We start from the raw sequence: 23344 nt of genomic DNA, 5'->3' as shown, positions 1-23344 counted from the left end.
GGACTATTCCGCCGCAGGCTCCGCCCGCTTCGCGCTGCCGCAGAGGGCGCACCAGGCATCGAACTGCGACAGGAACACCCGGCCCGAGAGATGCTCGAGGAAATGCGTGCCCTTGAGGCGGTCCATCACCGGGCCCTTCACCTCGGAGAGGTGCAGCCTGACGCCCTGATCGGAGAGGCGCTTGTCGATGGCCTCCAGGCTTTCCAGCGCGGAGAGGTCGATGGCGTTCACCGCGGAGCACATCAGCACGATGTCGGTCACCTCGGGGCTGCGAGCGAGGCGGCCGAGGACGAGGTCCTCGAGGAACCGCGCGTTGGCGAACCAGAGCGCCTCGTCGATCCGGTAGGTCACGACCTTGTCGTGCAGCGCGACGTCATGGCGGTTGAGGTTCCGGAAGTGCTGCGTGCCCGGCACCAGCCCGACCTCGGCCACATGGGGCCGGGAATTGCGCCAGAGGTGAAGCCCGACCGACAGGAGCACGCCGGCCGAGACGCCGACCTCGACTCCGAAGAGCAGCGTCAGCGCGATGGTCGCGGCCACGGTGTAGAAGTCCGCGTGGTCGTAGCGCCAGGCCCGCCGGAGGATCGAGAAGTCCACGAGCGACAGGACCGCGACGATGATCGTGGCCGCCAGCGTCGCCTTGGGCAGGTCGTGGATGAGCGGCGTAAGGGCCAGCGCGGCGATGGCGATGCCGCCCGCCGTGAAAGCCCCCGCGGCCGGCGTGCGCGCCCCGGCGTCGAAGTTGACGACCGACCGCGCGAAGCCCCCGGTGACCGGGAAGCCGCCCGAGAAGGCCGCGCCCATGTTGGCCGCGCCGAGGCCGATCAGCTCGCGGTTCGGGTCGATGCGCTCGCGGCGGCGGGCGGCGAGGGTCTGCGCGACGGAGACGGACTCCACGAAGCCGATGATCGAGATCAGCAGGGCGGGCAGGGCGAGTTGCGCCAGGACCGACGGCGAGACGTCGGGCAGGGTGAAGGGCGGCAGGGCCTGCGGCACCTCGCCGACCACGGCCACGCCCTGCGCCTCCAGGTCGAGGCCCGCGACGAGGGCGGTCGTGACGGCCACGGCGAGCACCGGGCCCGCGCGGGCGATGATCGTCGCGGCCTTCTGCGAGAGACCCGCCTTTTGCAGTATCTTGGCCAGTCCGCCTCGGACCCAGAAGAGGAATGCCGTCGCCCCGGCCCCCAGTAGCAACGTGGGCAGGTTCGTCTCGGGCAGGCCGTTCCACAGGCTGGCGAGCATCTCGGGCAGGGTATGTCCCGAAACCGGGACGCCGATCAGGTGCCCCAGCTGGCTCGCCGCGATCAGCAAGCCGCTGGCCGTGATGAAGCCCGCGATGACGGGGTGGCTCAGGAAGTTCGCGACGAAGCCCATCCGCAGCAGCCCCAGCGCCAGGAGCATCGCCCCCGAGAGCGCCGCGAGGGTCAGCGCGGCCGTCGCGTAGCCCATGGTCCCGGAGGCGGCCACGTTGCCGACCGCCGCGGCCGTCATGAGCGAGACGACCGCCACCGGACCGACCGCGAGCGCGTTGGAGGTGCCGAAGAGCGCGTAGAGTATGATCGGCACGATAGAGGCATAGAGCCCGGCCTCGGGCGGCAGCCCCGCGAGCAGGGCATAGGCCAGCGATTGCGGGATGAGCATGATGGTGACGATCACCGCCGCGAGCAGGTCGGCGCCGAGGGTGGATCGATCGTAGTGGCGGGCCCAGGCTGGGACGGGCAGGAATCGGGAGGGGGACATTGAGGCGCTCCGGCTGAATTCCGACACATCTAATAATTGAAATGTATTTTGGCCACCCCCCCCTTCAGGCGCGCTTTGCGTCGACGCCTTCCATGATCGCCTGGAACACGATGCGGGCGGAGGCGGACAGCGGCTCTTCGCTCCGGGTGACGACGGAGTATGGAGAGACCGTCATCCTTTGGTCGACCGGCAGCACCGCGAAGCGCGAGGGGCGCGGATCTTCCCCGGTAAAGAACCCGGCGGCGGATCGCGCGAAGGGAGCGATGGCGTCCGTCGAGCTGATGAGCGCCAGGGTGACGAGCATCGACGAGGTGCTGACGTGGCGCGGAGGCAGGCCGTAGCCGGTCTCGAGCAGGTAGAGCTCCACCGTCTGCCGGAGGAGCCGTCCCTGCGGCTGCAGCACCCAGTCGAAGGCGAGGCAATCGTCGAGCGAGATCGAGGAGCGCGACAACAGGGGATGGTCCGCGCGCACCATGAGATCGAGTTGCTCCGGTCCCACGGGCCGAAGCTCCACGGAGCGGGCCGGAAGCGCGGGGGTCAGACGCCCGAGGTAGAGGTCGAGCTCCCGTGTCGCCAGCCCCTCCGCCAGACGGTCGGAGGTATCCACCAGGACCGTGATCTCGATGTCCGGATAGCTGCGCCTCAGGGTCTGCAGGGCCGGCAGGACGATGTCGACGGCGGCGGCGGTGACGGCGCCGATGCTTACGCTTCCGCGCACGCCCGAGGAGAGGAGCGCCAGGTCCTCTCCCGCATCGTCGAGCTCGCTCGTGATCCGCCGCGCGCGCCCTGCAAGCACTTCGCCGGCCTCGGTCAATGCCACCCCGCGCGGCAGACGCTCGTAGAGTTTGGTGCCCGCGATCCGCTCGAGATCCGCCATCATTCGCGAGGCGCTGGGCTGCGACATCGCGAGCAGGTCCGCCGCGGCGCTCACCTGGCCCGTTTCACCCAGGGCGCGGAGCAGGCGGAGGTGCGTGAGCTTGAGTCCGCGGCGGATGAGGACATCCGCATGGACCGTTCCCTCGGGCGTGTCGCTCATCCGGTTTTCCGTTCGAGATATACCGGGTTGGTCATACCGCGCCGCGCCCGAAATGACGAGCGCTGGGACGCTCAGCCCGAGGTCAGATCCCTCAGCAGCTGGGCCAGGGCGGGTTCGGCGATCGGTTTCGACAGGCGCGGAGTGTCCGCGAGGTCCTTCGGCAGGTCGATGGTGGAGGCGGTGTAGCCCGAGACGAAGGCCATCGGGATCGCGCGCGTCTTGAGGTCGCGCGCGACGGGGATGCTCGTGATGCCGTCGCCCAGGTTCATATCGAGCAGCGCCGCATCCGGAGGCGCCTCGGCGACGGCAGCGAGCGCCGCCTCGACGGTCCGGCAGGGGCCGAGCACGGAAAAGCCCCGCTCCTCGACCATCATCTCGATATCGGCGGCGATCAGGCTCTCGTCCTCGACGATCAGGATCACCGTCATGACACCGGCCGCCGGTCGAAGGTTGCGGTGAAGACCAGGCCGTCGCGACGGAAGTCCATGTTGATCTCGGCCTCGAGATCCCGGCCCAGTACCCGCTCCAGGACCATCGTGCCGAAACCTTTCCGTTCCGGCGTGGTCTCGATCGGCGGCCCGCCCCGTTCCTCCCACTGGAAGGACTGCCGCAGCCTGCCGTCCCCGAGGGTTTCGGTCGAGCTCCGCACCAGGATGCGGCCTCCCTTGACCGAGAGTGCGCCGTACTTGGCCGAGTTGGTCGCCAGTTCGTGCAGCGCCATGCCGATCGACAGGGTTTCGCGCGTTCCGAGCGACAGATCGGGGCCGTCGTATGCGTACTCAGTTCCGCCACCGGTTCCGTAGGGGCTGAGCTCGTTGGCCAGCACCTCCCGGAACGAGACCGTGGTCCAGTCGGCCTCGGTCAGCAGGTCGTGCGTCCGGGAGATCGCCCCCAGCCGTTCGGTGAGCCGGGCCTGGTAGTCGCGCGCGGATTCCTCCGGGCGCAGCAGCAGCTTCGAGATCGCGCTGATGGTCGCAAGCGTGTTCTTGACCCGGTGCTGGAGTTCTCCGAGCAAGAGCTTCTGGTGCTCGTTCTGCCGGGTGATCCGCTGCAGCATCCGCGCCTGTTCGGTCACGTCCCGGATACAGCCGCCGACCGCGAAGACTTCGCCCCCCGACCGGACCGGATAGAGATCCGCGATCCAGTGACGCTCGCCGTCGGTTTCGACTTGGGTCCGACCGGTGAACTCCTGGCCGATGATCGGCACGCCGGTCTCGAAAACCTGCGCGTAGGGTTTCACCAGCTCGTCTGCCAGTTCGGGGAGCAGGTCGTGGAACGTCCGGCCGACGTGCTCGTCGGCAGGCACCCCGTTGATCGCGGCGAGCTTCTCGTTCACCCGGAGGAAGCGGAACTCGCGGTCCATGAGGCAGAGCCCGATGGGCGTCGTGTCGTAGAGGTTCTCCAGCTCCGCGTACTGGCGGGCGAGCTCCTTCTCGTTGCGCTTCAGCGTCTCCTCGTAGGTTTTCCGCCCGGTGATGTCGAAGAACGACAGGACGTAACCGTCGATGACGTTGGCCGTGGTCCGGTAGGGCCGGATCCGGACGAGGTAGGTCTCGCCGGAGGATTTGACGACGACCTCCCGCTCGACGGTCTGCAGCGTCCGGTCCACCTCCTCGGCGTCTGTGGCGAGCTGCGGATACTCGATCCGCGAGGACAGGTCCGAAATCGGCCGGCCGATATCGCGCGAGCGGATGCCGAAGATACTCGTCGTCGCCGGCGTGTAGTTCCGGACGAGGAAATTGCGGTCCAGGAACAGCACCGCGATGTCGGTCCCCTCGAAGAGGTTCTTGAGGTCGCTGTTCGCCCGCGTGAGCAGGCGGTTATTCTCCTGCAGCTCCGCGTTGACCGTCTCGAGCTCCTCGTTGATCGACTGCAGCTCCTCGCGCGATGTCTCGAGTTCCTCGTTGGAGCTCTGCAGCTCCTCGTTCATCGAGAGCAGCTCCTCGTTGGAACTCTTCAGTTCCTGCCCGGAGCTCTCGTACTCCTGCATGGCGCTCGCCAGCTGGCGCCGGAGGTTGAAGTTCTCGATCTCCAGCATGTCCCGATCGGCGGTCTCGCGCTTCTCGAAGACGGCGCCGACCGCCGTGGAGTCGAGCGACCGGACCTGCTTGAGGCTCACCAGGAAATGGTCGTCGTTGTCGCTCGTCGGGCTGACCTCGATGTCGTAGACGACGGTGGTGTCGCCGGAGCCCACCATGACGTTCTCCGCGACCGCGGGCTTCCCGGTCTCGGCGCAGTCGGCGAGGGCGGTCCGGAGCGGCACCCGAAGCTCCCGCGCGAGATAGGCGTCGATGGCGCTGGACGGGACGCCATGGGTCGGGCGCACGAATTCGGCCATGCGTTGCGAGAGATAGACGACCTCGCCGGACCGCGTGACGAGGGCGAAGGGCGCGGCGTGCAGGCGCAGGAACTCGCGCTCCGCGAGGCTTTCCGTCCCGTAGTCGGCCCCGTGCCCCGGGAACCGGCCCGCCGATCCGGTCTCCACCGGGACAGGGGCCTGCGTCCGCGGGCGCGGGAAGGTTTCGCGCAGCGCGGAATAGCGGGTCGCCGCCTTGGGATTCTTGCGGAATATCTTGAGCTTGGAATGGACCGGCGCGAACAGCTCGTCCTCTCCGGCGAGACCTTCCGAGGGACCGAGAAAGAGGTAGCCGTTGGGCCGCAGCGAAAAGTGCAGTCGAGGCATGACCGTCCGCTGCAGCTCGGTCGACAGATAGATCAGCAGGTTGCGGCAGGAGATCAGGTCGAGCCGCGAAAACGGCGGGTCCTGGACGAGGTTGTGAGGCGCGAAGACACAGGCCTCCCGAAGCAGCGGGACGGCGCGCATCTGGCCGTTCTCCAGTGTGAAATAGCGTTCGCGCTGCTCTTCGGTCAGCCCCTCGAGGGAGGCCGGCCCGAACTGTCCGTAGCGCGCGCTGGACAGGGCGTGGACGTCGATGTCGGTCCCGAAGACCTGCAGGACATGGCTTGCCCCGGCGCGGTCCATCTCCTCCAGGAAGAGGATGGCGAGGGAGTAGGCCTCTTCACCGGTCGAACATCCCGGCACCCAGATGCGGATGTTGCGCTGATCGCTCGCCACCAGCGGCGCGATCACGTCGCGCCGCAGCGCCTCGAAGGCCTCGGGGTCGCGAAAGAAATGCGTGACACCGATGAGGAATTCCTGCGCCAGCAGGTTGGCCTGGGTATCGTCCTCGCGGATCGCCTGGATGAAGTCCTCGACGGACCGTTGGCGCATCAGGGTCATCCTGCGCTCGATCCGGCGGACCAGGGTGCCCGGCTTGTAGTTGCTGAAGTCGTTGCCCGAAACTTCGGCGAGGCGCCCCATGATCGCGGGCAATCCTTCCTGGATCTCCTGCTGCAGGTCGCGCCGGTCGCCCTCGGCGTGGAGCCGGTAGCGGTGGCTCATGATTTCCTGCAGGCGGCCGGGGATCTGTTCGACCGGCAGCACGAAATCCACCATGCCCGTCGCGACGGCGCTGTCGGGCATGCCCGGAAACCGGGCGTTACGGCTTTCCTGAACGATCGCGAAACCGCCGGCCGCCTTGATCTCCTTGAGCCCCTCGGCGCCGTCGGAGCCCGTCCCGGACAGCACGACGCAATAACTGTCGCGGCCGCAGGACCGGGCGATGGAGGCGAAGAAGCTGTCGATGGGGCGATGCAGCGTGTCGGTCCGGTCGCGCTCGGTGAGGTGGAACCGGTCGTGCTCGATGGAGAGCACCTGCCCGGGTGGCACGATGTAGATCCGGTTCGCCTCGATCGGTTCGTACTCTCGGATCAACGTCACCTCGAGACGGGTCTCCGCCTGGAGAAGCTGGTCGAGGATCGTCTCCTGCGTCGGCGAGAGGTGCTGGACGATCACGAAACTCGCCCCGGTGTTGGGCGGGATGGCGGCAACCAGGGACTTCAACGCCTCCAGACCGCCCGCAGACGCTCCGATACCGACGATCGGGTGAGGGTCGGTCGCATTTTCGTCAAGCATGGGCCGGGAGCGCAATCGTAAACCTGTCCCTGTCGACACTACGGTCTTTCGCGCATTTTGTAAGTCGTCTCCGCGCCTTGGACGGCGGATTGCGTCGCGCGGGCCTGATCCCGTCGCGTCATGTCGGACCGGAGAGCCGTTCTCCGCGCTGTCGCGGCCCGGTTGACTTCCCGCCGCAGCGCGGCGATCCCTGCCGGCAGTCGCCCGATGCTGGACGACTCCCCCAGCATTCGAGGTCGCGCCATGCCCTCCGAGTCCGTTTCCTACCCGGCCGAGGCCGCCTCTGCCGGTCCAGGCCTGTCGGCGCGCAACCGGCTGGTGATTTCGCTGCTGCTGGTCTCGGCCTTCACGGTGATCCTGAACGAGACCATCATGAGCGTCGCGCTGCCGCGGCTCATGATCGACCTCGACGTGACCGCCAACGCCGCCCAGTGGCTCACCACCGCATTCCTTCTGACCATGGCGGTGGTGATCCCGATCACGGGATTCCTGATCCAGCGGTTTCACACGCGCACCGTCTTCCTCATGGCGATGAGCTTCTTCAGCGCGGGCACGCTGCTCTGCGCCATGGCTCCGAGCCTCGGCCCGCTCGTCGTGGGGCGCGTCGTCCAGGCCTGCGGGACGGCGATCATGATGCCGCTGCTGATGACCACGGTGATGACCCTGGTCGAGCCCGAGCATCGCGGCCGGACCATGGGCAACATCTCCATCGTGATCTCGGTCGCGCCCGCCATCGGTCCGACCGTGTCGGGCATCATCCTGAACCTGCTCGGCTGGCGCTGGATGTTCCTGCTGATGCTGCCGATCGGGCTCGGCGCGCTGACGCTGGGCTACCTGAAGCTGGTGAACGTGACCGAGCCCCGGAAGGTGCCGCTCGACATCCTGTCCGTCCCGCTCTCCGCCATCGGTTTCGGCGGGCTGGTCTACGGCCTCTCGTCGCTGGGCGAAGGGCACGGGGAGGGCGGTGCGATCCCGCTCTGGCTGCCGCTGGCCGCGGGCGGCGCGACGCTCGCGGTCTTCATCTGGCGGCAGCTGGTCCTCGGTCCGAAGGGCAGGGCGCTCCTGGATCTTAGAACCTTCCGCATCCCGGTCTTCACCGTGGCCGTCGTGATGATGGGCGTCGCGATGATGTCGCTCTTCGGGATGATCATCCTGCTTCCGATCTACATGCAGACGGTGAAGGGGCTGGAGCCCCTGGGCGCGGGTCTGCTGCTCCTGCCTGGCGGGCTCGTCATGGGTCTGCTCGCGCCCGTCGTCGGCCGGCTCTTCGACCGGGTCGGCGCCAGGCGACTGGTGATCCCGGGATCGATCCTCCTGAGCGCGTCGCTCTGGCTGATGACGACGCTGGGAACGGAGACGCCGATCGCGCTCGTCCTGGTGTGCCACGTCGTCCTCAGCGTCGGGCTGGCGCTGCTCTTCACGCCGCTCTTCACCTCCAGCCTCGGGTCGCTGCCGAAGGAGCTCTACTCCCACGGGAGCGCGACCATCGGCACCGTCCAGCAGGTCTCGGGCGCGGCGGGCATCGCGCTCTTCGTATCGGTCATGTCGATCCGCATCGGGCGCGAGGTGTCCGAGGGAGCCGCGATGACGGAGGCGACGGCGAGCGGTCTGCACGCCGGGTTCGTCGCTGGGGCCACCATCTCGCTTCTGATGATCGTCGCCGCCTTCTTCGTTCGGCGCCCACCGGACCAGCGCGGCTGAACTCTTTGGCCAAGTGGACGCTGCGTTAACTCGCGATTTACTTGACGACTGTAAAGTAAGTCGTATGTCGCAGCCATGGATCTTCGCCGCCGCCGCACCCGGAGCCGCCTGCAGGCCGCCCTCCGGTCCCTCCTCTCGGAGGGGCCCCTTTCCGCCGTGACGGTGGAGGAGCTGACGCGCCGCGCGGGCGTCACCCGGCCGACGTTCTACTCCAACTACTCCGATCTCTCGGACATGCTGGGAGAGTATCTCGACGGCCTGCTGGCAGAGCTCGATCGCCGCAATGCGGAGCTGCTGGAGCGCTCCGGCGAGTGCGAGTCGACCCGCGCCGACATGGCGCGCATCACCGCCTCGATCTTCGCCGACCTCGACCGCGACGACCCGCGCCTGCACGCCCTGCTGGGCGGTGTCCCCGGCCTCACGCCGGAGGTGCGCTTCGCCCGCATGGTCGAGGGCCTCATCGACCGCAGCGTTCACTCCGGTCATCCCGCTCCCACGCGGGAAGAGAAGGTCGTCGCCGCGCATTTCTTCACCGGCGCCTTTCTCGGCCTCGTCCGCCTCTGGGCGAGCCGGCCCGAAGGGATCGACGCCCTTATGCTGGGCGAGGCCTTTTCCAACTACGTCTATAACGGCCGCGCAGGCGGCCCCGTCACGCTGGACCACCCATGAGATTTCTCGCACCGCTTCTCGTCGCGGCCCTCGCCGCGAGCGCCGCTCCCGCTCAGGACACCTCCGCGCCGCGCCCGGCGAAGCTGATGACGCTGAACGAGGGCGAAACCGCCCTGCGCCGCCAGTTCTACGGCCGGGTCCGCGCCCGGGAGACCGTCGATCTCGCCTTCCAGGTGGGCGGCCAGGTGATCGAGTTCCCGGCCAGCGAAGGTCAGAGGGTCGCCGAGGGCGAGCTCATCGCCCAGCTCGACCTGGAGCCCTTCCGCCGCAATCTCCGCCAGGCCGAGGTGAACCTCGAGAAGGCCGAGCGCGACCTCGAGCGGCTGCAGCAGCTCTCCGGTGACAACGTGGCCGAGGTCCGCGTGCGCGACGCGCAGACCCAGTACAACCTGGCGGAAATCTCGCTCGACCAGGCAGAGGACCAGCTGGAGGAAGCCACGCTCGAGGCGCCCTTCGACGCCCTGGTCGCCCGCCGGATGGTCGCCAACTACACGACGGTCTCGGCCGGGCAGCCGGTCGTCCGACTGCACGACATGTCCGAGATGCGTGTCGACATCGACATTCCCGAGGTCCTCTTTCGCCGTACCGGACCGCAGGCCGACGGCCTCGACATGTACGCGAGCTTTCCCGGTGACGACGAACGCCACCCGCTGGTGCTGCGCGAGTACGAGGCCGAGACCGCCGATGTCGCCCAGACCTTCTCGCTGACGCTGGCCTTCACCGAGGACCTGGGCCCCGGCGTTCTGCCGGGCTCGGCGACGACCGTCACCGTGGAGTCGCAGGCCTCGGGCGCCGAGGCCATCGTGCTGCCCGAAACCGCGCTTGTCTTCGGGCCCGACCGCGCGCCGTCGGTCATGGTCTTCGAGCCCTCCGAAGAGGACGCCGACATCGGCACGGTCACCCGGACCCCCATCGAGATCGAGATGCGCGAGAGCGGCGAGATCGTCATGACGGAGGGCCCCCCGGCGGGAACCGAGATCGTCGCCACCGGCGCGCCGCTCCTCGATGACGGACAGACCGTCCGCCGCTTCACCGGCATCGAAGGCTGACCCCATGTCCATCGCCCGCGCCTCGATCGACAAGGCTCTCCTGACCTGGCTGCTCATGCTCTCCTGCCTGCTGGGCGGGGTCTGGGGCTTCGCGACCATCGGCCGGCTGGAGGACCCGTCCTTCTCCATCAAGACCGCCGTGGTCATCACGCAGTACCCCGGCGCCTCTGCCGAGCAAGTGGCGCGGGAGGTCTCCGAGCCTCTGGAGTCGGCGATCCAGCAGATGTCGGAGGTCGATCACATCACCTCGTCCAACAAGCCCGGGATCAGCCGGATCTCGGTCGACATGGACATGACCTACGGGCCCGACGAACTGCCCGAGATCTGGACCAAGCTGCGCAACCGTGTCGCCGACGCCCAGGGCGCATTGCCCGACGAGGCGACGGAGTCGGTCGTCAACGACAGCTTCGGCGACGTCTACGGGCTGTTCTACGCGGTGACGGCGCCCGGCTTCACCGACGCCGAGACCCACGACATGGCGGACTTCATGCGCCGCGAGCTGCTCGCCGTGGATGGCGTGGCAGACGTCACGCTCTCCGGTCTGCCGCAGGAGGCGATCTTCATCGAGCCCGACCCGGCGATCCTGACGAACCTCGGGATCCCGCCCGCGGCGATCTTCCAGGCCGTCGCCAATGCCGACACCGTGGCTTCCGCCGGCTCCGCCGAGAGCAACGGGCAGGAGATCCGGATCGAGGCCCCCGCCGGTTCCGACAGCGTGGAGGAGATCGAGAGCCTGACCATCGGCGTCGGCGGCGAGGTCATCGAGCTCACCGACATCGCCCGAGTTTACCGCAACCGTGAGCCCGACCCGGGCCTCATCGTGCGCTTCAGCGGGGAAGAGGCCTTTACCATCGGCGTGTCCGGCAAGGAGGGCCTCAACATCGTCGACGTGGGCCACCGGGTGGACGACCGCCTCGACCAGATCATGGCCGACATCCCCTACGGCGTGGAGTTGAACCCGATCTACCAGCAGCACCTCGTGGTGGAGGAGGCCTCGGACGCCTTCCTGCTGAACCTCGCCATGTCGGTCGCGATCGTGGTCGTCGTTCTCGCCCTCTTCATGGGATGGCGCGCCGCCGTCGTGGTCGGGGCGACGCTACTGCTCACGGTCGTAGGCACCGTCTTCTTCATGGCTCTCGGCGGGATCGAGATGCAGCGGATCTCTCTCGGCGCGCTGATCATCGCCATGGGGATGCTCGTCGACAACGCCATCGTCGTCGCCGAGGGCATGCAGGGCGACATGGCCCACGGCAAGACCTCGCGCCAGGCGGCGGCGGACGTGGCGGGCAAGACCCAGATCCCGCTGCTCGGCGCCACCGTCATCGGCATCATGGCCTTCGCCGGTATCGGGCTCAGCCCGGATGCGACGGGCGAGTTCCTGTTCTCGCTCTTCGCCGTCATCGGCATCTCGCTGCTGCTCTCCTGGGTGCTGGCGGTCACCGCCACGCCGCTGCTCGCGCACTACTTCTTCAAGCGCGGCACGGGAGAGGAGGGCGACCAGTACGGCGGGCCGGTCTTCCGGCTCTATGCCTCTGTCCTGCGGCTGGCGCTGAAGCTGCGCTGGCTCGTGGTCGTGGCGCTCGTCGCGCTGACGGCGGTCTGCTACGTCGGCTTCTCCCGCGTGCCGCAGCAGTTCTTCCCGGACAGCAACACGCCGATCTTCTACGTCCACTACAAGCTGCCCCAGGGTGCCGACATTCGGCGCACGGCGCAGGACATGGAGACGCTGGAGGCCTGGCTCGAGGAGCGGCAAGAGGTGCTGTCCTACGCCACCTTCATCGGTGGCGGGGCCTCGCGCTTCATGCTGACCTACCAGGGCGAGGAGGCGCTGCCGACCTACGGACACGCCATCATCCGCACCGAGACCATCGAGGAGATCCCGCCCCTCCGCGCGGACCTCGAGCAATTCGGGCGCCAGGCCCTGCCGCAGGGCGAGTTCCGGACCGAGCGGCTGGCCTTCGGTCCCGGCGGCGGCACGCCGGTGGCGGTCAGGTTCAACGGGCCCGACCCGGACGTCCTGCGTGCGCTCGCCGAAGAGGCCGAGGAGCGGTTCGATGCGGGCTCCGACCGGCTGCTCGACATCCGGACGGACTGGCGCGAGCGCGAGCTCGTGCTGCGCCCGCGCTACGCGACAGAACGCGCCCAGACCGCCGGCATCACGCGAGAGGACGTGGCAGCGGCCTTACAGACCGCCACCGACGGCCGGAGGGCGGGGACCTACCGCGAGGAGGACCGTCAGATCCCGATCATCGTCCGCACGCCCGAGGCGAGCGGCGGCGGCACGGGCCACCTGATCGACCAGCCGGTCTACTCCGAGGCGGCGAGCACCTTCATTCCCATCGAGGAGGTGATCGACGGCTTCGCCTACGAGGTGCAGGACACGCTGATCCAGCGGCGTGACCGGCTCTTCACCATATCGGTCGGCGCGGGCGTTCCGGCCGGCGTCAACGCCTCCTCCGTCTTCCAGGAGATCCGCGCCGACATCGAGGCGATGGAGATTCCCGAGGGCTACACGATGGAGTGGGGAGGGGAGTACGAAAGCTCCACCGAGGCGCAGGAGAGCCTGGGCCAGCAGCTGCCCATCTCTCTCATCGTCATGGTGTTGATCTCGATCCTGCTCTTCGGCCGGCTGCGGCAGCCCTTCATCATCTGGCTGCTCGTCCCGATGTCGGTGAACGGCGTGGCGCTCGGCCTTCTGGGGAGCGGGCTGCCCTTCTCCTTCACCGCGCTCCTCGGCCTGCTCAGCCTTTCGGGCATGCTCATCAAGAACGGGATCGTGCTCGTGGAGGAGATCGACCTGACCCGGGCCGAAGGCGTGCCCTTCACCCGGGCGGTCGTGGAGGCCTCGACCTCGCGTCTGCGGCCCGTGGTGCTCGCGGCGGCGACGACCATCCTCGGGATGATCCCGCTGCTCTGGGACGCCTTTTTCGCCTCGATGGCGGTGACGATCATGGGCGGGCTGGGCTTCGCTTCGGTGCTCACGCTCGTGGCGGCGCCGGTCTTCTACTACATCGCCTTTCCCGGCGCGCGGAAGGCCGAGAAGGAAGGTCGGCCGGATCCGATGCTGGCGCGGGCAGACGCCGAACCGACCTAGCGGCGGCCCTCGACCGGGCCGATGCGCCGGGCCCCCCGGGTCCGTTGCCGCAGAGAGCGCGAGATCCGGTCGATCGCCGCCGTCAGCAGGCCGGTGCCGATCAGCAGCACGACCGCCCGGTCGAGCCGCAACTCGGCGATGGCGCCGTCGATGTAGAAGCCCAGCGTCGCCACGCCGAGGAGTCCCATAACGGCCGTCTCGCGGAGAATGATCTCCCACCGGTAGAGGCAGAGCGCGAGGAACGGCCCGAAGAGCCTCGGCGCGAGTTCCCAGCCCCAGAGGGTCAGCCCCCGCGGCGCGTCGCGGCGCAGCCCGGGCACCAACGCCTCGCCGTCGCGGCCCAGAAGGTGGCCGATGATCGCGCCGTTGTGCAGCGACAGCGCGAGGATCGCGGGCAGCATCGACGGCCCGAAGACCTGCAGGAAGAGATAGGCGAGCATGTACTCCGGCAGGCTCCGCAGGATCACCAGCCCGAGGTGCCCGGCAAGCTGGCCCGCCCGTCCGGTCACCCGCCGGACGATCAGGCCGAAGGTCGTGATCGCGACGAGCCCGGTGAGCGCCAGCGCGATCTGTGCGACGAGCAGTGTCGCCAGCAGCCCGGGCCAGAGTTCCCGGCTCAGAATCGGCCAGAGCCAGGCCATGAGCTCGCCCGGGTCCCAGCCGTCGCGGAGCGGCGCGGGCACGATGTCCTCGGTCAGGAACCGGATCAGCGCCCCCTCGCCCATGGGCGGGCTCCGGAGGAGGGCGAGATAGACCACGGCGGCGACGATCCAGAGAGGGGCGGTCGAGGGCCGCATCCAGAGCCGCATCGTGGCGATGAGCGCGATGTAGCAAATCAGGATCGCGCTCGCCGCGCCGTAATCGCCCACCCGGAAGAAGCTGTCGAGCTGGAAGCCGAGCGTCGGCAGCCCGACGAAGCCCAGCACCGCGCTCGACCGCAACCCGCATTCCAGCCGGTAGAGCGTGTAGCTCTGCATCGAGACGCGGATCAGCGGCAGGCGCGCATAGAGGAAGCGCGTTAGGGCATCGACCCCGGGCGGCAGCACCTCCGCCGGCCGCGGATCGGCCTCCTCGATCTGGTCGGCGAAGACCTTGGCGAAGATCCCCGCGTAGGGCAGGGCGATGGCCAGCACCCCCGTCAGCGCGCTGATCCCCAGGACCTGCATCAGGATCAGCGCCCAGAAGAGCTCGTGGATCGAGCGCACGCCGATGGCGGGCCAGCGCACGATCCGCAGGTGGTAGAAGGGCGTTAGGCAGAAGCCCGCGACCGCCCCCAGCGCGACGCCCGCGACCGCGAAGAAGACCGTGGCGGCCAGGGCCTGGCCGATCTGTTCCACCGCGCCGAAGTCGGGCCGGAGGAAGCCGGCCAGCATCCGCCCGAGCGCCGCCCAGGGATCGTGTCCCGCCACCGTGAGATCGGCGAAGGGCAGCAGCACGAGCGCCAGCGCCGCGAAACCGAGCGCGACGCCCCGGCGGCTCGGCCCCTCACTCGGCATAGAGCGCGGCCAGCTCGCCGCCCGTGGGCGCCTCTGCCGGGGCGTCGAAGAGCAGCTCCGCATCCTTCAGCCCCACCAGCCGTGTCGCGAAGGCACGGGCCTGGCCCACGTCGTGCAGGGCCAGAACCGCGGTCGAAAAGCGCTCCCGGACCAGGTCGAGCAACGCCGCCCCCTGCGTCTCGTCCACCGCCGACACGGGTTCGTCCGCCACCAGGACCTCGCCGCCACGGTAGAGCGCGCGGGCCAGCGCCACCCGCTGCCGCTGCCCGCCCGAGAGCCTGCCGACCGGCCGACGGTCCAGACCGCCGAGGCCGAGCCGCTCAAGCAGGTCGCCGACCTCGGCCCGGTCGGCGACGCGCGGCCGGACAAGGGTCGCGAGGTTGCGCAGCGCGCCATGGTCGTCGAGCCGCCCCATGAGCACGTTCCGGCACACGTCGAGCTGCGGCACGAGCGCGTGATCCTGCGGCACGAGCGCTACGCGGCGGCCCGAGGCGACGAGCCTGTCGTAGAGCGCGTTGAGCAGCGTCGTCTTCCCGGCGCCGCTGCGGCCCAGGAGCACCAGCCGCTCTCCCGGCTCCAGCGCGAGGCGGACCTCGCGCAGCACGGCCCGGCTCCCGTAGGAGAGGCCCTCGCCCTCGAGCCGCGCGAGCGTCATTCGATCAGGTCGAGCGCCCGGGCGGTGTCCTCGATCGGCTGGAAGTCCTCGCTGGCGGCGGGAATGAAGCCCTCGCGCGGGAAGCTCGCCAGCAGGTCCGGGTCGTCCATGCCGATGATCGCCGCCTGCACCCGGTCCGCGAAGCCCGCCCCGAAGGTCTCGTCCACGTCGCCGCGGATCGTCCAGTTGTAGTCGGGGTAGGGCGGGGTCTCCCAGATCACGATGGCGTCCTCGACTTCGGGCGCGCCGTCCTCGACGGCCTTGTCGTAGACGGTGTAGTTCATCGCGCCCACCTGCCAGGCGCCCGAGGCGACGAGCCGCAGCGTCTGGCTGTGGTCGCCGGAGAAGCCCACGCGGCCGAAGAAGTTCTCCGGCGCTTCACCGGTCTCCTCGCGGATCCAGTACTCGGGCATCAGCCGCCCCGAGGTTGAGGTGCGTGCGCCGAAGGTGAAGCTCAGGCCTTCGGCTTCGGCGGGAAAATCCTCGGAGGGCTCGAGACCCGTCTCCGTGTTCGCGATGAAGTAGCTGACGAAGGTCGGGTCCTCCACGCCCTGAGCGATGGCCCGGGCCCCCGGGGTGGCAAGCCGCGCCTGCACGCCGGTCAGCCCGCCGAACCAGGCCAGCTGGATCTGGTCGTTGCGGAAGGCCGTCACGGCGGCGGCGTAGCTCTTGACTGGGACGAACTCCACGTCGACGCCCAACTCGCCCTCGAGGTAGTCGGCCACCGCCGAGAACCGCGTCACCAGCGCTGTCTCATCCTCGTCAGGAATGGCCGAGAAATATAGCGTCTGCGCCTCGGCGCCTGTGGCGGCGAGGACGAGCGCGAGGCAGAGCGGCGGGAGGCGTGTCATGGCGGCGGGTTCTCCTGTCGGTGACGGTCGCCCGTCTCCTAGTCGCCACCGCGCAGAGCGTCCATAGCCGGGGCCGCGTATGGCGAGGTCCGGACCGGTTCACGGGCAATCTGGAGAGGGGTGGTACCGCCTTCCCGGTTCGAACGGGAGACCTCTTGATCCACAATCAAGCGCTCTAACCTACTGAGCTAAGGCGGCCCACGGGGGCATCGGCCCTCCCGGGCCGGTACCGGGGGAGCCTATGCCAGATCGGGCTGGCCTTCGCAACCGGTAATCCGGGCCGCTCAGGCCTCGCCGAGCCGGATCTGGAGCTTCACGTCGGAGGGGCGGGCCTCGACCGCGCGGTCGAATGCGGCGATGCTCTCCTCGAAGGGAAAGGTCTCGGAGACGAGGGGCCTCAGGTCCACCGCGCCGGAGGCCATGAGCGCCAGCGCCCGGTCGTAGACATGGGCGTAGCGGAAGACCGTCTCGAGCCGGATCTCCTTGGCCTGCAGGCCCACGACATCCACCGGCACCGGGTCGACCGGCATGCCGACGAGCACGGCGGTGCCGCCCGGACGGACCAGCGCGGGAAGGCCGAGCAGGGCGGGCGCGGCGCCCGAACACTCGAAGACGCGGTCGGCGCCCCAACCTTCCGTCGCAGCGGAGACGGCGTCGGCGGCGGTGGTCTCGTTGAGGTCCACGGTCTCGATCCCGGGGTAGCGACCGACGATCTCCAGCTTCGGCCGGGCGAAATCGGCGACCAAGACCCGGGCGCAGCCGGCGGCGCGGGCGGCGAGGGCGACCATGATGCCGATCGGTCCGGCGCCTGTCACCACCGCGATGTCGCCGGGGCTGACGGCAGCCTTGGCCGCGGCCTGCATGCCGATCGCGAAGGGCTCGACCATGGCGCCCTCGGCGAAGGAGACCTCGTCGGGCAGGCGGTAGGTCCAGGCGGCGGGGTGGACGACCTCGGGCATCAGGCAGCCGTGCACCGGCGGCGTCGCCCAGAAGCGCACCGCCGGGTCGACGTTGTAGAGACCCAGCCGGGCGGCGCGGGAGGTCATGTCGGGGATCCCGGGCTCCATGCAGACCCGGTCGCCCACCGCGAGGCCGGTGACCTCGGGGCCGGTCTCGATCACCGTGCCGCTCGCCTCGTGGCCGAGGACCATGGGCTCGCGCACCACGAAGGGGCCGATCCGGCCGTGGGTGTAGTAATGCACGTCCGAGCCGCAGATCCCGACGGTATGAATGGCGACGCGTACGTCGCCTGGACCGAGCCTCTGCCCGGTGTCGATCTCCCGCAGGGCGAGGCGTCCGGCCTCTTCCAGTACGAGCGCTTTCATGGCGGCCCCTCCCGATCTTCCGTCGCGGACCGAGAGACCGCACCGGGCGGCCCCGGTCAAGCGCCCCTTGCCAAACCGGCCCCGCGCCGCGATATCCGCGGGAGCAGCCAAGGAGAGGCCCCATGGGCATCGACACCGAAAAGGACATCGAGGCGAACCTTCAGATCGGCCCGACCGACCGCGGCATGGTCCGGATCTACGTGGAGGCCGAGGGCCTGGAGATCCCGATGGATTTCGAGCCCGAAGAGGCCGAGGAGATCGCCGAGGAAATCGCGGCCGCCGCGCGCGCCGCCCGTTCGGTCAAGCGGAAGAAAGGCTGACGCCCGGATCGCGGGCCAGCTGCGCCCGCAGCGCCGCGTGCCGCGCGAACTTCGCCACCATCGCCTTGCGCCGGGCCGGGGGGAGCTTGTCCTCGGGCGCCATGCGGACGATCTCGGCGTCGTAGGCGTCGGCGATGATGAGGCCGGTCTCCTCGGGCAGAAGCTCCACGGGAAAGTCCTCGTCCACCGCCCAGAAGAAGCGGTCGCAGAAGGGCAGGTAGTTCTGCCACTTGCGATCGGAGGCGAAATCGGCGCGGGAGGACTTGCACTCCACCACCCAGATCTCGCCCTTGCGCCCCAGCGCCATGACGTCGACCCGCAACCCGCGCTCGGGCGTCAGCTCCTCCACCGTGACGAAGTCGTGGCTGAGCAGGTGGCGGCAGACGCCCCTGGCGAGGAGCTGTCCGGGCATGAGGGGGCGAAGATCGTCGGCCATGGCGGAGATTATGAACAAAGTGAGAACGTCGCGCAAGCGGCTGGCAGCGCGACCTTGCGGAGCGGCCTGCGGCCGCGCTGGTTCAGCGCGGTATCCGCCTCCGGCGGACCCGCGCGGTCAGGGGGCTCCGCCCCCGGCCGCGGGCGGCCTCCCCCGGGATATTTCACCCCAGAAGAGGGAGTGGCGCGGGAATTTTCGCGGGCCTCTTGCCGGTGCGGAGGGTGACCTCTACATCGAGAGGCGGCGGGCTTCTGCGCTTCTCGTGACCGGGATAATTCCAGTGGCCTTAAGCAAATCCGAGGGAGCTGGCTCTGTCCGGGCCCTGGTCCGGTTACCCGGCGCCCACCTGTTCATACAGGTCCTCGGGAATTCATACCCCCACGGTTGCCGCGGTTCCCGCCACACTTTCCCTCAGTCGATCCGCGAGAGCGCCAGGAAGGCCGCGCCGGAGCTGATGAAGTTGATGCCCAGGAACAGGCCCAGGGCCCAGAGCGCCGTGCCCGGCAGGCCCAGAAGAAGCAGCAGCGCGAGCGCGATCGCCGCGATGCCGGAGGCCATCATCCAGCCCCAGTTCTGACCCGGCCTGTGGCGCCAGGCCATGGCGACCTCGACCCCGCCCTGCAGGCCGAAGAGCAGGCCGAGAAGCAGGGTCAGCGCCACGAGCCCCGTCAGCGGGAAGAAGGCGAGATAGCCGCCGGCCGCGAGGTTCAGCAGTCCGACGAGGCCCGAGAGCAGCGCCTCGCGCCAGCTGCGGGACTGGAAGGCGTGCCAGAGCGTGACGCCCCCGGTGATCAGCAGCAGCCAGCCGACCATGACCTTGGCGGCGATGGAGGCGACGAAGGGAAAGAGGATCGCGGCGATGCCCGCGACGATCAGCGCGATACCCAGCCAGCGGAAGCGGCCCCGGTGTTCGCGGACGTGGCCGAGGAGGTCTTCTGTCGGGGTGTGGCCCGGGTCGGTCATGGCAGGTCTCCCGTCCTGAAACATCGGGGGAAAACCCGGGCGCGGCAAGGGCGGTTCCCGTGCTAGCGCTCGGCCATCGCCATGACGGCGTAGCCGAACTGGACCCCGGCGAAGACGACGCCATTCGCGACCCAGAGCATCGCCACGGCGATCCAGGCTTCGGGACTGCCGAGGATGAGCGCCCCCAGACCGGCCACGTTCAGCCATAGCAGCAGTGCCACGAAGACGCCCGCCAAGGCGAAGCCGATCAGGCAGGAGCGGATGTAGAGAGAGATGAGTTTCGGCATGGCGGCCCCCGGGCCGGCTGGTCCCGTCGATCCCTGTGGGGAGAGATAGGGCGGCGAGGGCGGCCTGGCCAGTCCGCGCGGGCTAGAAGGCCTCGGGCTTGGCCTCCCGCGCCATGTGGTCGAGGACGGCGTTGACGAAGGAGGGCTCCTTGCTCTCCGGGAAGAAGGCGCGCGCGATGTCCACGAACTCGGTGATGACGACGCGGGGCGGCGTGCTTTCGCCCAGCAGCTCGGCGCCCGCGGCGCGGAAGAGGGCGCGCAGGGTGGGGTCGATACGGGCGATGGGCCACTTGGCGACCAGGGCGCGGTCGGTCATCTGGTCGATCTTGGCCTGCCGGTTCACCGCCGTCTCACAAAGCTCGCGGAAGGTCTCGACGTCGCCCTCGTTGTACTCGACCCCGTCCTCGTAGGTCGCGCCGAAGCGGTGATCCTCGAACTCGCGCATCACCCGCTCGGCCGACTGGCCCTGCGCCTCCATCTGGAAGAGGGCCTGCACGGCGTAGAGCCGTGCCGCGGATCGCATCTTGCGCCGCTGGTTTCCCGAAATCGCCGTCATGTCCGCCTTTATGCCGTCTGTCCGCCGGAGCTTTCGCCCGCCATCAGGATGTCGCGGGTGAATCCCACGCCTTCCCGCGGACCGCCCCACTTACGGGCGAGCGCGATGAGGTGCAAGGCCGCGGCCGCCGCGCCGCCGCCCTTGTTGCCCCGGTCGGGATCGGCCCGGACCGCGGCCTGTTCGTGGTTTTCCACCGTGAGGATGCCGTTGCCGATGCAGTGGCCCGAAAGGCCCAGCAGCGTCAGACCCCGCGAACTGTCGTTGCAGACCGTCTCGTAGTGCGTGGTCTCGCCCCGGATCACGCAGCCGAGCGCGACGAAGCCGTCGAAGTCCGACATCCGTCCGGCCATGCCGATGGCCGCGGGGATCTCCAGCGCTCCGGGCACCTCGATCTCCTCGACGGTGGCACCCACCGACTCCAGCGTCGCCCGGGCGCCCGAAAGCAGGCCGTCGGCGATGTCGCGGTAGAAGGGGGCGGTGACGATCAGCAGCTTCGGCCCCTTGTCGAAAGAGGGCAGCGGCAGCTCGTAGTGGGATTCGGCCATCAGCCCAGCTCCGATATCTTGCGGGTTCCGGTGATCTCGAGCCCGTAGGCCTCGAGCCCCACGACCTTGGGGCGCGGTGAATTGGTCAGCAGTTCGATCTGCGAGAGGCCGAGCGACGAGAGGATCTGCGCGCCCAGGCCGTACTGGCGCAGGGTCTGCGGCGAGACCTCGTCGCCCCAGTGCAGCTTCATCGAGGTGTCGCGCAGCAGCACGACCACGCCGCGGCCTTCCTCGGCCACCGCGCGCATGGCCTCGGAGAATTCGCCGGCGCGTCCGCGGGGGCCGGTGCCGACGATGTCGAGCATGGGGTCCATCGAGTGCATGCGCACCAGCACCGGCTCGGGGCCGGAGAGGTCGCCCTTGCTCAGCACGATATGCTCGTCGCCGTGGGTCGTGTCGGTATAGACCTTCATGTTCCAGGTCCCGCCGAACTCGCTCTCGATCTCGCTTTCGCTGAGGACGCGGACGAGGTTGTCGTGGCGGCGGCGGTAGCCGATGAGGTCGGAGATCGTCCCGATCTTGAGCCCGTGCAGCTGGGCGAAGGCGATGAGATCGGGCAGGCGGGCCATGGACCCGTCCTCCTTCATGATCTCGCAGATCACGCCGGAGGGGTTGAGCCCCGCCAGCCGCGCAAGGTCCACGGCGGCCTCGGTATGCCCGGCCCGCACCAGCACGCCGCCCTCGCGGGCGCGCAGCGGGAAGACGTGGCCCGGCGTGGCGATGTCGGCGGCGCCCTTGGTCGGATCGATGGCCACCGAGACGGTGCGCGCGCGGTCGTGGGCGGAGATCCCGGTGGTCACGCCCTCGCGCGCCTCGATGGAGATCGTGAAGGCCGTCTCGTGCCGCGAGGAATTGTTCGACGACATGAGCTGAAGCCCGAGCGCGTCGATCCGCTCGCCCGGGAGCGCCAGGCAGATCAGACCGCGGCCATGCGTCGCCATGAAGTTGATCGCGTCGGGCGTGGCCATCTGGGCGGGGATCACCAGGTCGCCCTCGTTCTCCCGGTCCTCGTGGTCGACGAGGATGAACATCCGCCCGTTGCGCGCGTCCTCGATGATCTCCTCGGTGGGAGAGATCGCGTCGGACCAGTCAAGCTCGACGGGGCCGGGGGTCTCGAAGGTCTGGGTCATGGGGCCTCGTGCAGCGTCGTTGGGCAGATAGTCCATACGCGCTCGGTTGGGAAGGGCAGGCGGGCTCTGGGTCCGGCGCCCGATCGCCCTAGCTGGCGCGTCGAAGCCAGGTTCAGGAGGCCCCATGCCCGACCGCGACGACCTCGTCGAGAGCTATCTCGCCCCGATCCGCGCCCGCAATTCCGACGAGCCCGAGTTCCTCCAGGCCGTCGAGGAGGTGGCCCGCGACGTGGTGACCGTGGAGAAGCAGCACCCGGAGTTCGCCCGCAACAAGGTGCTGGAGCGTCTGACCGAGCCCGACCGCCTGATCCGTTTCCGCGTGGTCTGGCAGGACGATGCCGGCGAGGTGCAGGTCAACCGGGGCTGGCGCGTGCAGACCTCCAACGCCATCGGCCCCTACAAGGCCGGGCTGCGTTTCCATCCGTCGGTCAATCTCTCGGTGCTGAAGTTCCTGGGCTTCGAGCAGGTCTTCAAGAACGCCCTCACCGGCCTGCCGCTCGGCGGCGGCAAGGGGGGCGCCGACTTCGACCCGACCGGCCGCTCCGAGAGCGAGGTCATGCGCTTCTGCCAGGCCTTCATGCTGGAGCTTGCCCATCACATCGGCCCAGACCACGACGTGCCCGCCGGGGACATCAATGTCAGCCCGCGGGAGATCGGCTGGCTCTTCGGCGCCTACAAGAAGATGCAGGGCCGCTTTCACGGCGCGATCACCGGGAAGGGGACGGCCTTCGGCGGCTCGGAGCTGCGGGTCGAGGCCACGGGCTACGGGCTGATCTACTTCGTCCAGGCCATGCTGGCCGAGCGCGGTCGCGATCTGTCGGGCCGCAGGGTCGCCGTGTCGGGCAAGGGCAACGTCGCCACCCATGCCGCCGAGAAGGCCGTGCAGGAGGGCGCTCGGGTCGTGACGCTCTCCGACACATCCGGCACCCTGCTCGCGCCCGACGGGATGGGGCAGGAGGCCATCGACTGGGTCCGAGAGCGCAAGCGCGCGGGCGAAGATATCGCCGATCCGCCCGGCCGGCTCGGGCTGACCTTCCGGGAGGGGGCGCTGCCCTGGGAGCAGGAGGCGGAGATCGCGCTGCCCTGCGCCACGCAGAACGAGATTTCCGGCGAGGCCGCCCGGTCCCTGATCGACGGCGGATGCGGGCTGATCGCGGAGGGGGCCAACATGCTGCTCACCGCCGAAGCCGCGGGTCTCGTGCAGGAGGCGGGGATCGATTACGCGCCCGGCAAGGCCGCGAACGCGGGGGGCGTCGCCGTCTCCGGGCTCGAAATGAGCCAGGACGCCAAGGGCCGCTTCGCCTCGGGAGCCGAGATCGACAGCGCCCTGCGCGGCATCATGGCGGAGATCCACGGCCGCGCGGCGATAGAGGGGCGGGACGGCGCCCGCATCGACTACCGACGCGGCGCGAACATCGCGGGCTATCGCAAGGTCGCGCGGGCGATCTGCGCATTCGGCGTGATCTGACGGAGTCCACTTCAACGCTCTCTTAAACCGCATCGCCTAGACCCCTG

The 23344-nt window shown here is 69.1% G+C and carries 20 protein-coding genes, 1 tRNA gene and 1 other RNA gene; 7 read left to right on the top strand and 15 right to left on the bottom strand.

Going from position 1 to position 23344, the window contains the following annotated elements; translation table 11 throughout:
* Positions 1-3: 3 nt before the first annotated feature.
* From F3S47_RS11010 to F3S47_RS10995, 4 genes are all read right to left on the bottom strand, one after another.
* Positions 4-1740, bottom strand: a complete 1737-nt coding sequence (locus F3S47_RS11010) for a SulP family inorganic anion transporter (RefSeq protein WP_150445314.1) — start codon at positions 1738-1740, stop codon at positions 4-6.
* 64 nt (positions 1741-1804) lie between these two features.
* Positions 1805-2776, bottom strand: a complete 972-nt coding sequence (locus F3S47_RS11005) for a LysR family transcriptional regulator (RefSeq protein ID WP_150445313.1) — start codon at positions 2774-2776, stop codon at positions 1805-1807.
* A 71-nt stretch (positions 2777-2847) separates the two neighbouring features.
* Positions 2848-3204, bottom strand: coding sequence for a response regulator (locus tag F3S47_RS11000; RefSeq protein ID WP_150445312.1), 357 nt, complete (start codon positions 3202-3204; stop codon positions 2848-2850).
* A complete protein-coding gene (locus tag F3S47_RS10995; protein ID WP_150445311.1) occupies positions 3201-6752 on the bottom strand; it encodes a chemotaxis protein CheB in 3552 nt (1183 codons plus the stop codon). Before F3S47_RS10995 ends, F3S47_RS11000 begins: the two co-directional genes overlap by 4 nt.
* A 243-nt stretch (positions 6753-6995) precedes the next feature.
* Between F3S47_RS10995 and F3S47_RS10990 the strand changes: the two genes are divergently transcribed.
* The 4 genes from F3S47_RS10990 (at position 6996) to F3S47_RS10975 (ending at position 13265) form a co-directional block, all read left to right on the top strand.
* Entirely contained in the window at positions 6996-8453 is a 1458-nt protein-coding gene (locus tag F3S47_RS10990; RefSeq protein WP_150445310.1) for an MDR family MFS transporter, read from the top strand.
* Positions 8454-8528: 75 nt separating this feature from the next.
* The gene (locus F3S47_RS10985; RefSeq protein WP_150445309.1) at positions 8529-9122 is read left to right on the top strand and encodes a TetR/AcrR family transcriptional regulator; all 594 of its coding nucleotides are present in this window, start codon (positions 8529-8531) and stop codon (positions 9120-9122) included.
* On the top strand, positions 9119-10171 hold the full coding sequence (locus tag F3S47_RS10980) for an efflux RND transporter periplasmic adaptor subunit (protein WP_150445308.1): 1053 nt from the start codon (positions 9119-9121) through the stop codon (positions 10169-10171). Before F3S47_RS10985 ends, F3S47_RS10980 begins: the two co-directional genes overlap by 4 nt.
* Positions 10172-10175: 4 nt before the next feature.
* Positions 10176-13265 (top strand): efflux RND transporter permease subunit, encoded by a 3090-nt coding sequence (locus F3S47_RS10975; RefSeq protein ID WP_150445307.1) that lies wholly within the window; start codon positions 10176-10178, stop codon positions 13263-13265.
* On the opposite strand, the gene F3S47_RS10970 is transcribed toward F3S47_RS10975, so the two are convergent.
* From F3S47_RS10970 to F3S47_RS10950, 5 genes are all read right to left on the bottom strand, one after another.
* On the bottom strand, positions 13262-14761 hold the full coding sequence (locus F3S47_RS10970) for a PhnE/PtxC family ABC transporter permease (protein WP_150445306.1): 1500 nt from the start codon (positions 14759-14761) through the stop codon (positions 13262-13264). The genes F3S47_RS10975 and F3S47_RS10970 overlap by 4 nt on opposite strands.
* Entirely contained in the window at positions 14751-15416 is a 666-nt protein-coding gene (locus tag F3S47_RS10965) for an ATP-binding cassette domain-containing protein (RefSeq protein ID WP_150445305.1), read from the bottom strand. Before F3S47_RS10965 ends, F3S47_RS10970 begins: the two co-directional genes overlap by 11 nt.
* Positions 15413-16267 carry a putative selenate ABC transporter substrate-binding protein gene (locus tag F3S47_RS10960; RefSeq protein WP_150445304.1) on the bottom strand — a complete coding sequence of 285 codons (855 nt, stop codon included), beginning with the start codon at positions 16265-16267 and terminating at the stop codon, positions 15413-15415. The genes F3S47_RS10965 and F3S47_RS10960 overlap by 4 nt, the downstream gene beginning before the upstream one ends.
* Before the next feature lie 121 nt (positions 16268-16388).
* Positions 16389-16465, bottom strand: a tRNA-His gene (locus F3S47_RS10955).
* A gap of 86 nt (positions 16466-16551) precedes the next feature.
* Positions 16552-17592: an NAD(P)-dependent alcohol dehydrogenase gene (locus F3S47_RS10950; protein WP_150445303.1), complete on the bottom strand. Its 1041-nt coding sequence runs from the start codon at positions 17590-17592 to the stop codon at positions 16552-16554.
* Between the two features lie 122 nt (positions 17593-17714).
* Here F3S47_RS10950 and F3S47_RS10945 point away from each other — a divergent pair, with 122 nt between their 5' ends.
* A complete protein-coding gene (locus F3S47_RS10945) occupies positions 17715-17912 on the top strand; it encodes a DUF6324 family protein (protein WP_150445302.1) in 198 nt (65 codons plus the stop codon).
* Here the strand turns inward: F3S47_RS10945 and F3S47_RS10940 are convergent.
* On the bottom strand, positions 17893-18348 hold the full coding sequence (locus tag F3S47_RS10940) for an MmcB family DNA repair protein (protein WP_150445301.1): 456 nt from the start codon (positions 18346-18348) through the stop codon (positions 17893-17895). The two genes, F3S47_RS10945 and F3S47_RS10940, sit on opposite strands and share 20 nt — an antisense overlap.
* A 245-nt stretch (positions 18349-18593) precedes the next feature.
* Here F3S47_RS10940 and ssrS point away from each other — a divergent pair.
* A non-coding RNA gene (gene ssrS / locus F3S47_RS10935) (6S RNA) lies at positions 18594-18748 on the top strand.
* A gap of 11 nt (positions 18749-18759) precedes the next feature.
* Here ssrS and F3S47_RS10930 read toward each other — a convergent pair.
* The 5 genes from F3S47_RS10930 to ribB form a co-directional block, all read right to left on the bottom strand.
* Positions 18760-19311 (bottom strand): HdeD family acid-resistance protein, encoded by a 552-nt coding sequence (locus F3S47_RS10930; protein WP_150445300.1) that lies wholly within the window; start codon positions 19309-19311, stop codon positions 18760-18762.
* 62 nt (positions 19312-19373) lie between these two features.
* Positions 19374-19598, bottom strand: a complete 225-nt coding sequence (locus F3S47_RS10925; RefSeq protein ID WP_150445299.1) for a hypothetical protein — start codon at positions 19596-19598, stop codon at positions 19374-19376.
* A gap of 82 nt (positions 19599-19680) precedes the next feature.
* Positions 19681-20154 (bottom strand): transcription antitermination factor NusB, encoded by a 474-nt coding sequence (gene nusB, locus F3S47_RS10920; protein ID WP_150445298.1) that lies wholly within the window; start codon positions 20152-20154, stop codon positions 19681-19683.
* A gap of 8 nt (positions 20155-20162) precedes the next feature.
* Positions 20163-20699, bottom strand: coding sequence for a 6,7-dimethyl-8-ribityllumazine synthase (locus F3S47_RS10915; protein WP_150445297.1), 537 nt, complete (start codon positions 20697-20699; stop codon positions 20163-20165).
* Entirely contained in the window at positions 20699-21829 is a 1131-nt protein-coding gene (gene ribB / locus F3S47_RS10910; protein ID WP_150445296.1) for a 3,4-dihydroxy-2-butanone-4-phosphate synthase, read from the bottom strand. The genes F3S47_RS10915 and ribB overlap by 1 nt, the downstream gene beginning before the upstream one ends.
* Before the next feature lie 124 nt (positions 21830-21953).
* On the opposite strand from ribB, the gene gdhA reads away from it, so the two are divergent.
* Positions 21954-23297: an NADP-specific glutamate dehydrogenase gene (gene gdhA / locus F3S47_RS10905; RefSeq protein ID WP_150445295.1), complete on the top strand. Its 1344-nt coding sequence runs from the start codon at positions 21954-21956 to the stop codon at positions 23295-23297.
* Positions 23298-23344 lie beyond the last annotated feature (47 nt).

This window comes from Histidinibacterium aquaticum, from assembly GCF_008710275.1.
Taxonomy (GTDB): Bacteria; Pseudomonadota; Alphaproteobacteria; order Rhodobacterales; family Rhodobacteraceae; genus Oceanicola; species Oceanicola aquaticus.
The sequence above is the reverse complement of the archived record's forward strand: the minus strand, read 5'-3'. Positions and strand labels throughout refer to the sequence as shown.

Bases quoted from the DNA above. Each gene is read 5' to 3' on its own strand.
- F3S47_RS10995 (WP_150445311.1), bottom strand. From the start codon at position 6,752: ATGCTTGACGAAAATGCGACCGACCCTCACCCGATCGTCGGTATCGGA.
- nusB (WP_150445298.1), bottom strand. From the start codon at position 20,154: ATGACGGCGATTTCGGGAAACCAGCGGCGCAAGATGCGATCCGCGGCA.
- F3S47_RS10950 (WP_150445303.1), bottom strand. From the start codon at position 17,592: ATGAAAGCGCTCGTACTGGAAGAGGCCGGACGCCTCGCCCTGCGGGAG.
- F3S47_RS10915 (WP_150445297.1), bottom strand. From the start codon at position 20,699: ATGGCCGAATCCCACTACGAGCTGCCGCTGCCCTCTTTCGACAAGGGG.
- F3S47_RS10945 (WP_150445302.1), top strand. From the start codon at position 17,715: ATGGGCATCGACACCGAAAAGGACATCGAGGCGAACCTTCAGATCGGC.
- F3S47_RS11000 (WP_150445312.1), bottom strand. From the start codon at position 3,204: ATGACGGTGATCCTGATCGTCGAGGACGAGAGCCTGATCGCCGCCGAT.
- F3S47_RS11010 (WP_150445314.1), bottom strand. From the start codon at position 1,740: ATGTCCCCCTCCCGATTCCTGCCCGTCCCAGCCTGGGCCCGCCACTAC.
- F3S47_RS10975 (WP_150445307.1), top strand. From the start codon at position 10,176: ATGTCCATCGCCCGCGCCTCGATCGACAAGGCTCTCCTGACCTGGCTG.
- F3S47_RS10960 (WP_150445304.1), bottom strand. From the start codon at position 16,267: ATGACACGCCTCCCGCCGCTCTGCCTCGCGCTCGTCCTCGCCGCCACA.
- F3S47_RS11005 (WP_150445313.1), bottom strand. From the start codon at position 2,776: ATGAGCGACACGCCCGAGGGAACGGTCCATGCGGATGTCCTCATCCGC.
- F3S47_RS10940 (WP_150445301.1), bottom strand. From the start codon at position 18,348: ATGGCCGACGATCTTCGCCCCCTCATGCCCGGACAGCTCCTCGCCAGG.
- F3S47_RS10925 (WP_150445299.1), bottom strand. From the start codon at position 19,598: ATGCCGAAACTCATCTCTCTCTACATCCGCTCCTGCCTGATCGGCTTC.
- F3S47_RS10970 (WP_150445306.1), bottom strand. From the start codon at position 14,761: ATGCCGAGTGAGGGGCCGAGCCGCCGGGGCGTCGCGCTCGGTTTCGCG.
- gdhA (WP_150445295.1), top strand. From the start codon at position 21,954: ATGCCCGACCGCGACGACCTCGTCGAGAGCTATCTCGCCCCGATCCGC.
- F3S47_RS10980 (WP_150445308.1), top strand. From the start codon at position 9,119: ATGAGATTTCTCGCACCGCTTCTCGTCGCGGCCCTCGCCGCGAGCGCC.
- F3S47_RS10985 (WP_150445309.1), top strand. From the start codon at position 8,529: ATGGATCTTCGCCGCCGCCGCACCCGGAGCCGCCTGCAGGCCGCCCTC.
- F3S47_RS10990 (WP_150445310.1), top strand. From the start codon at position 6,996: ATGCCCTCCGAGTCCGTTTCCTACCCGGCCGAGGCCGCCTCTGCCGGT.
- ribB (WP_150445296.1), bottom strand. From the start codon at position 21,829: ATGACCCAGACCTTCGAGACCCCCGGCCCCGTCGAGCTTGACTGGTCC.
- F3S47_RS10965 (WP_150445305.1), bottom strand. From the start codon at position 15,416: ATGACGCTCGCGCGGCTCGAGGGCGAGGGCCTCTCCTACGGGAGCCGG.
- F3S47_RS10930 (WP_150445300.1), bottom strand. From the start codon at position 19,311: ATGACCGACCCGGGCCACACCCCGACAGAAGACCTCCTCGGCCACGTC.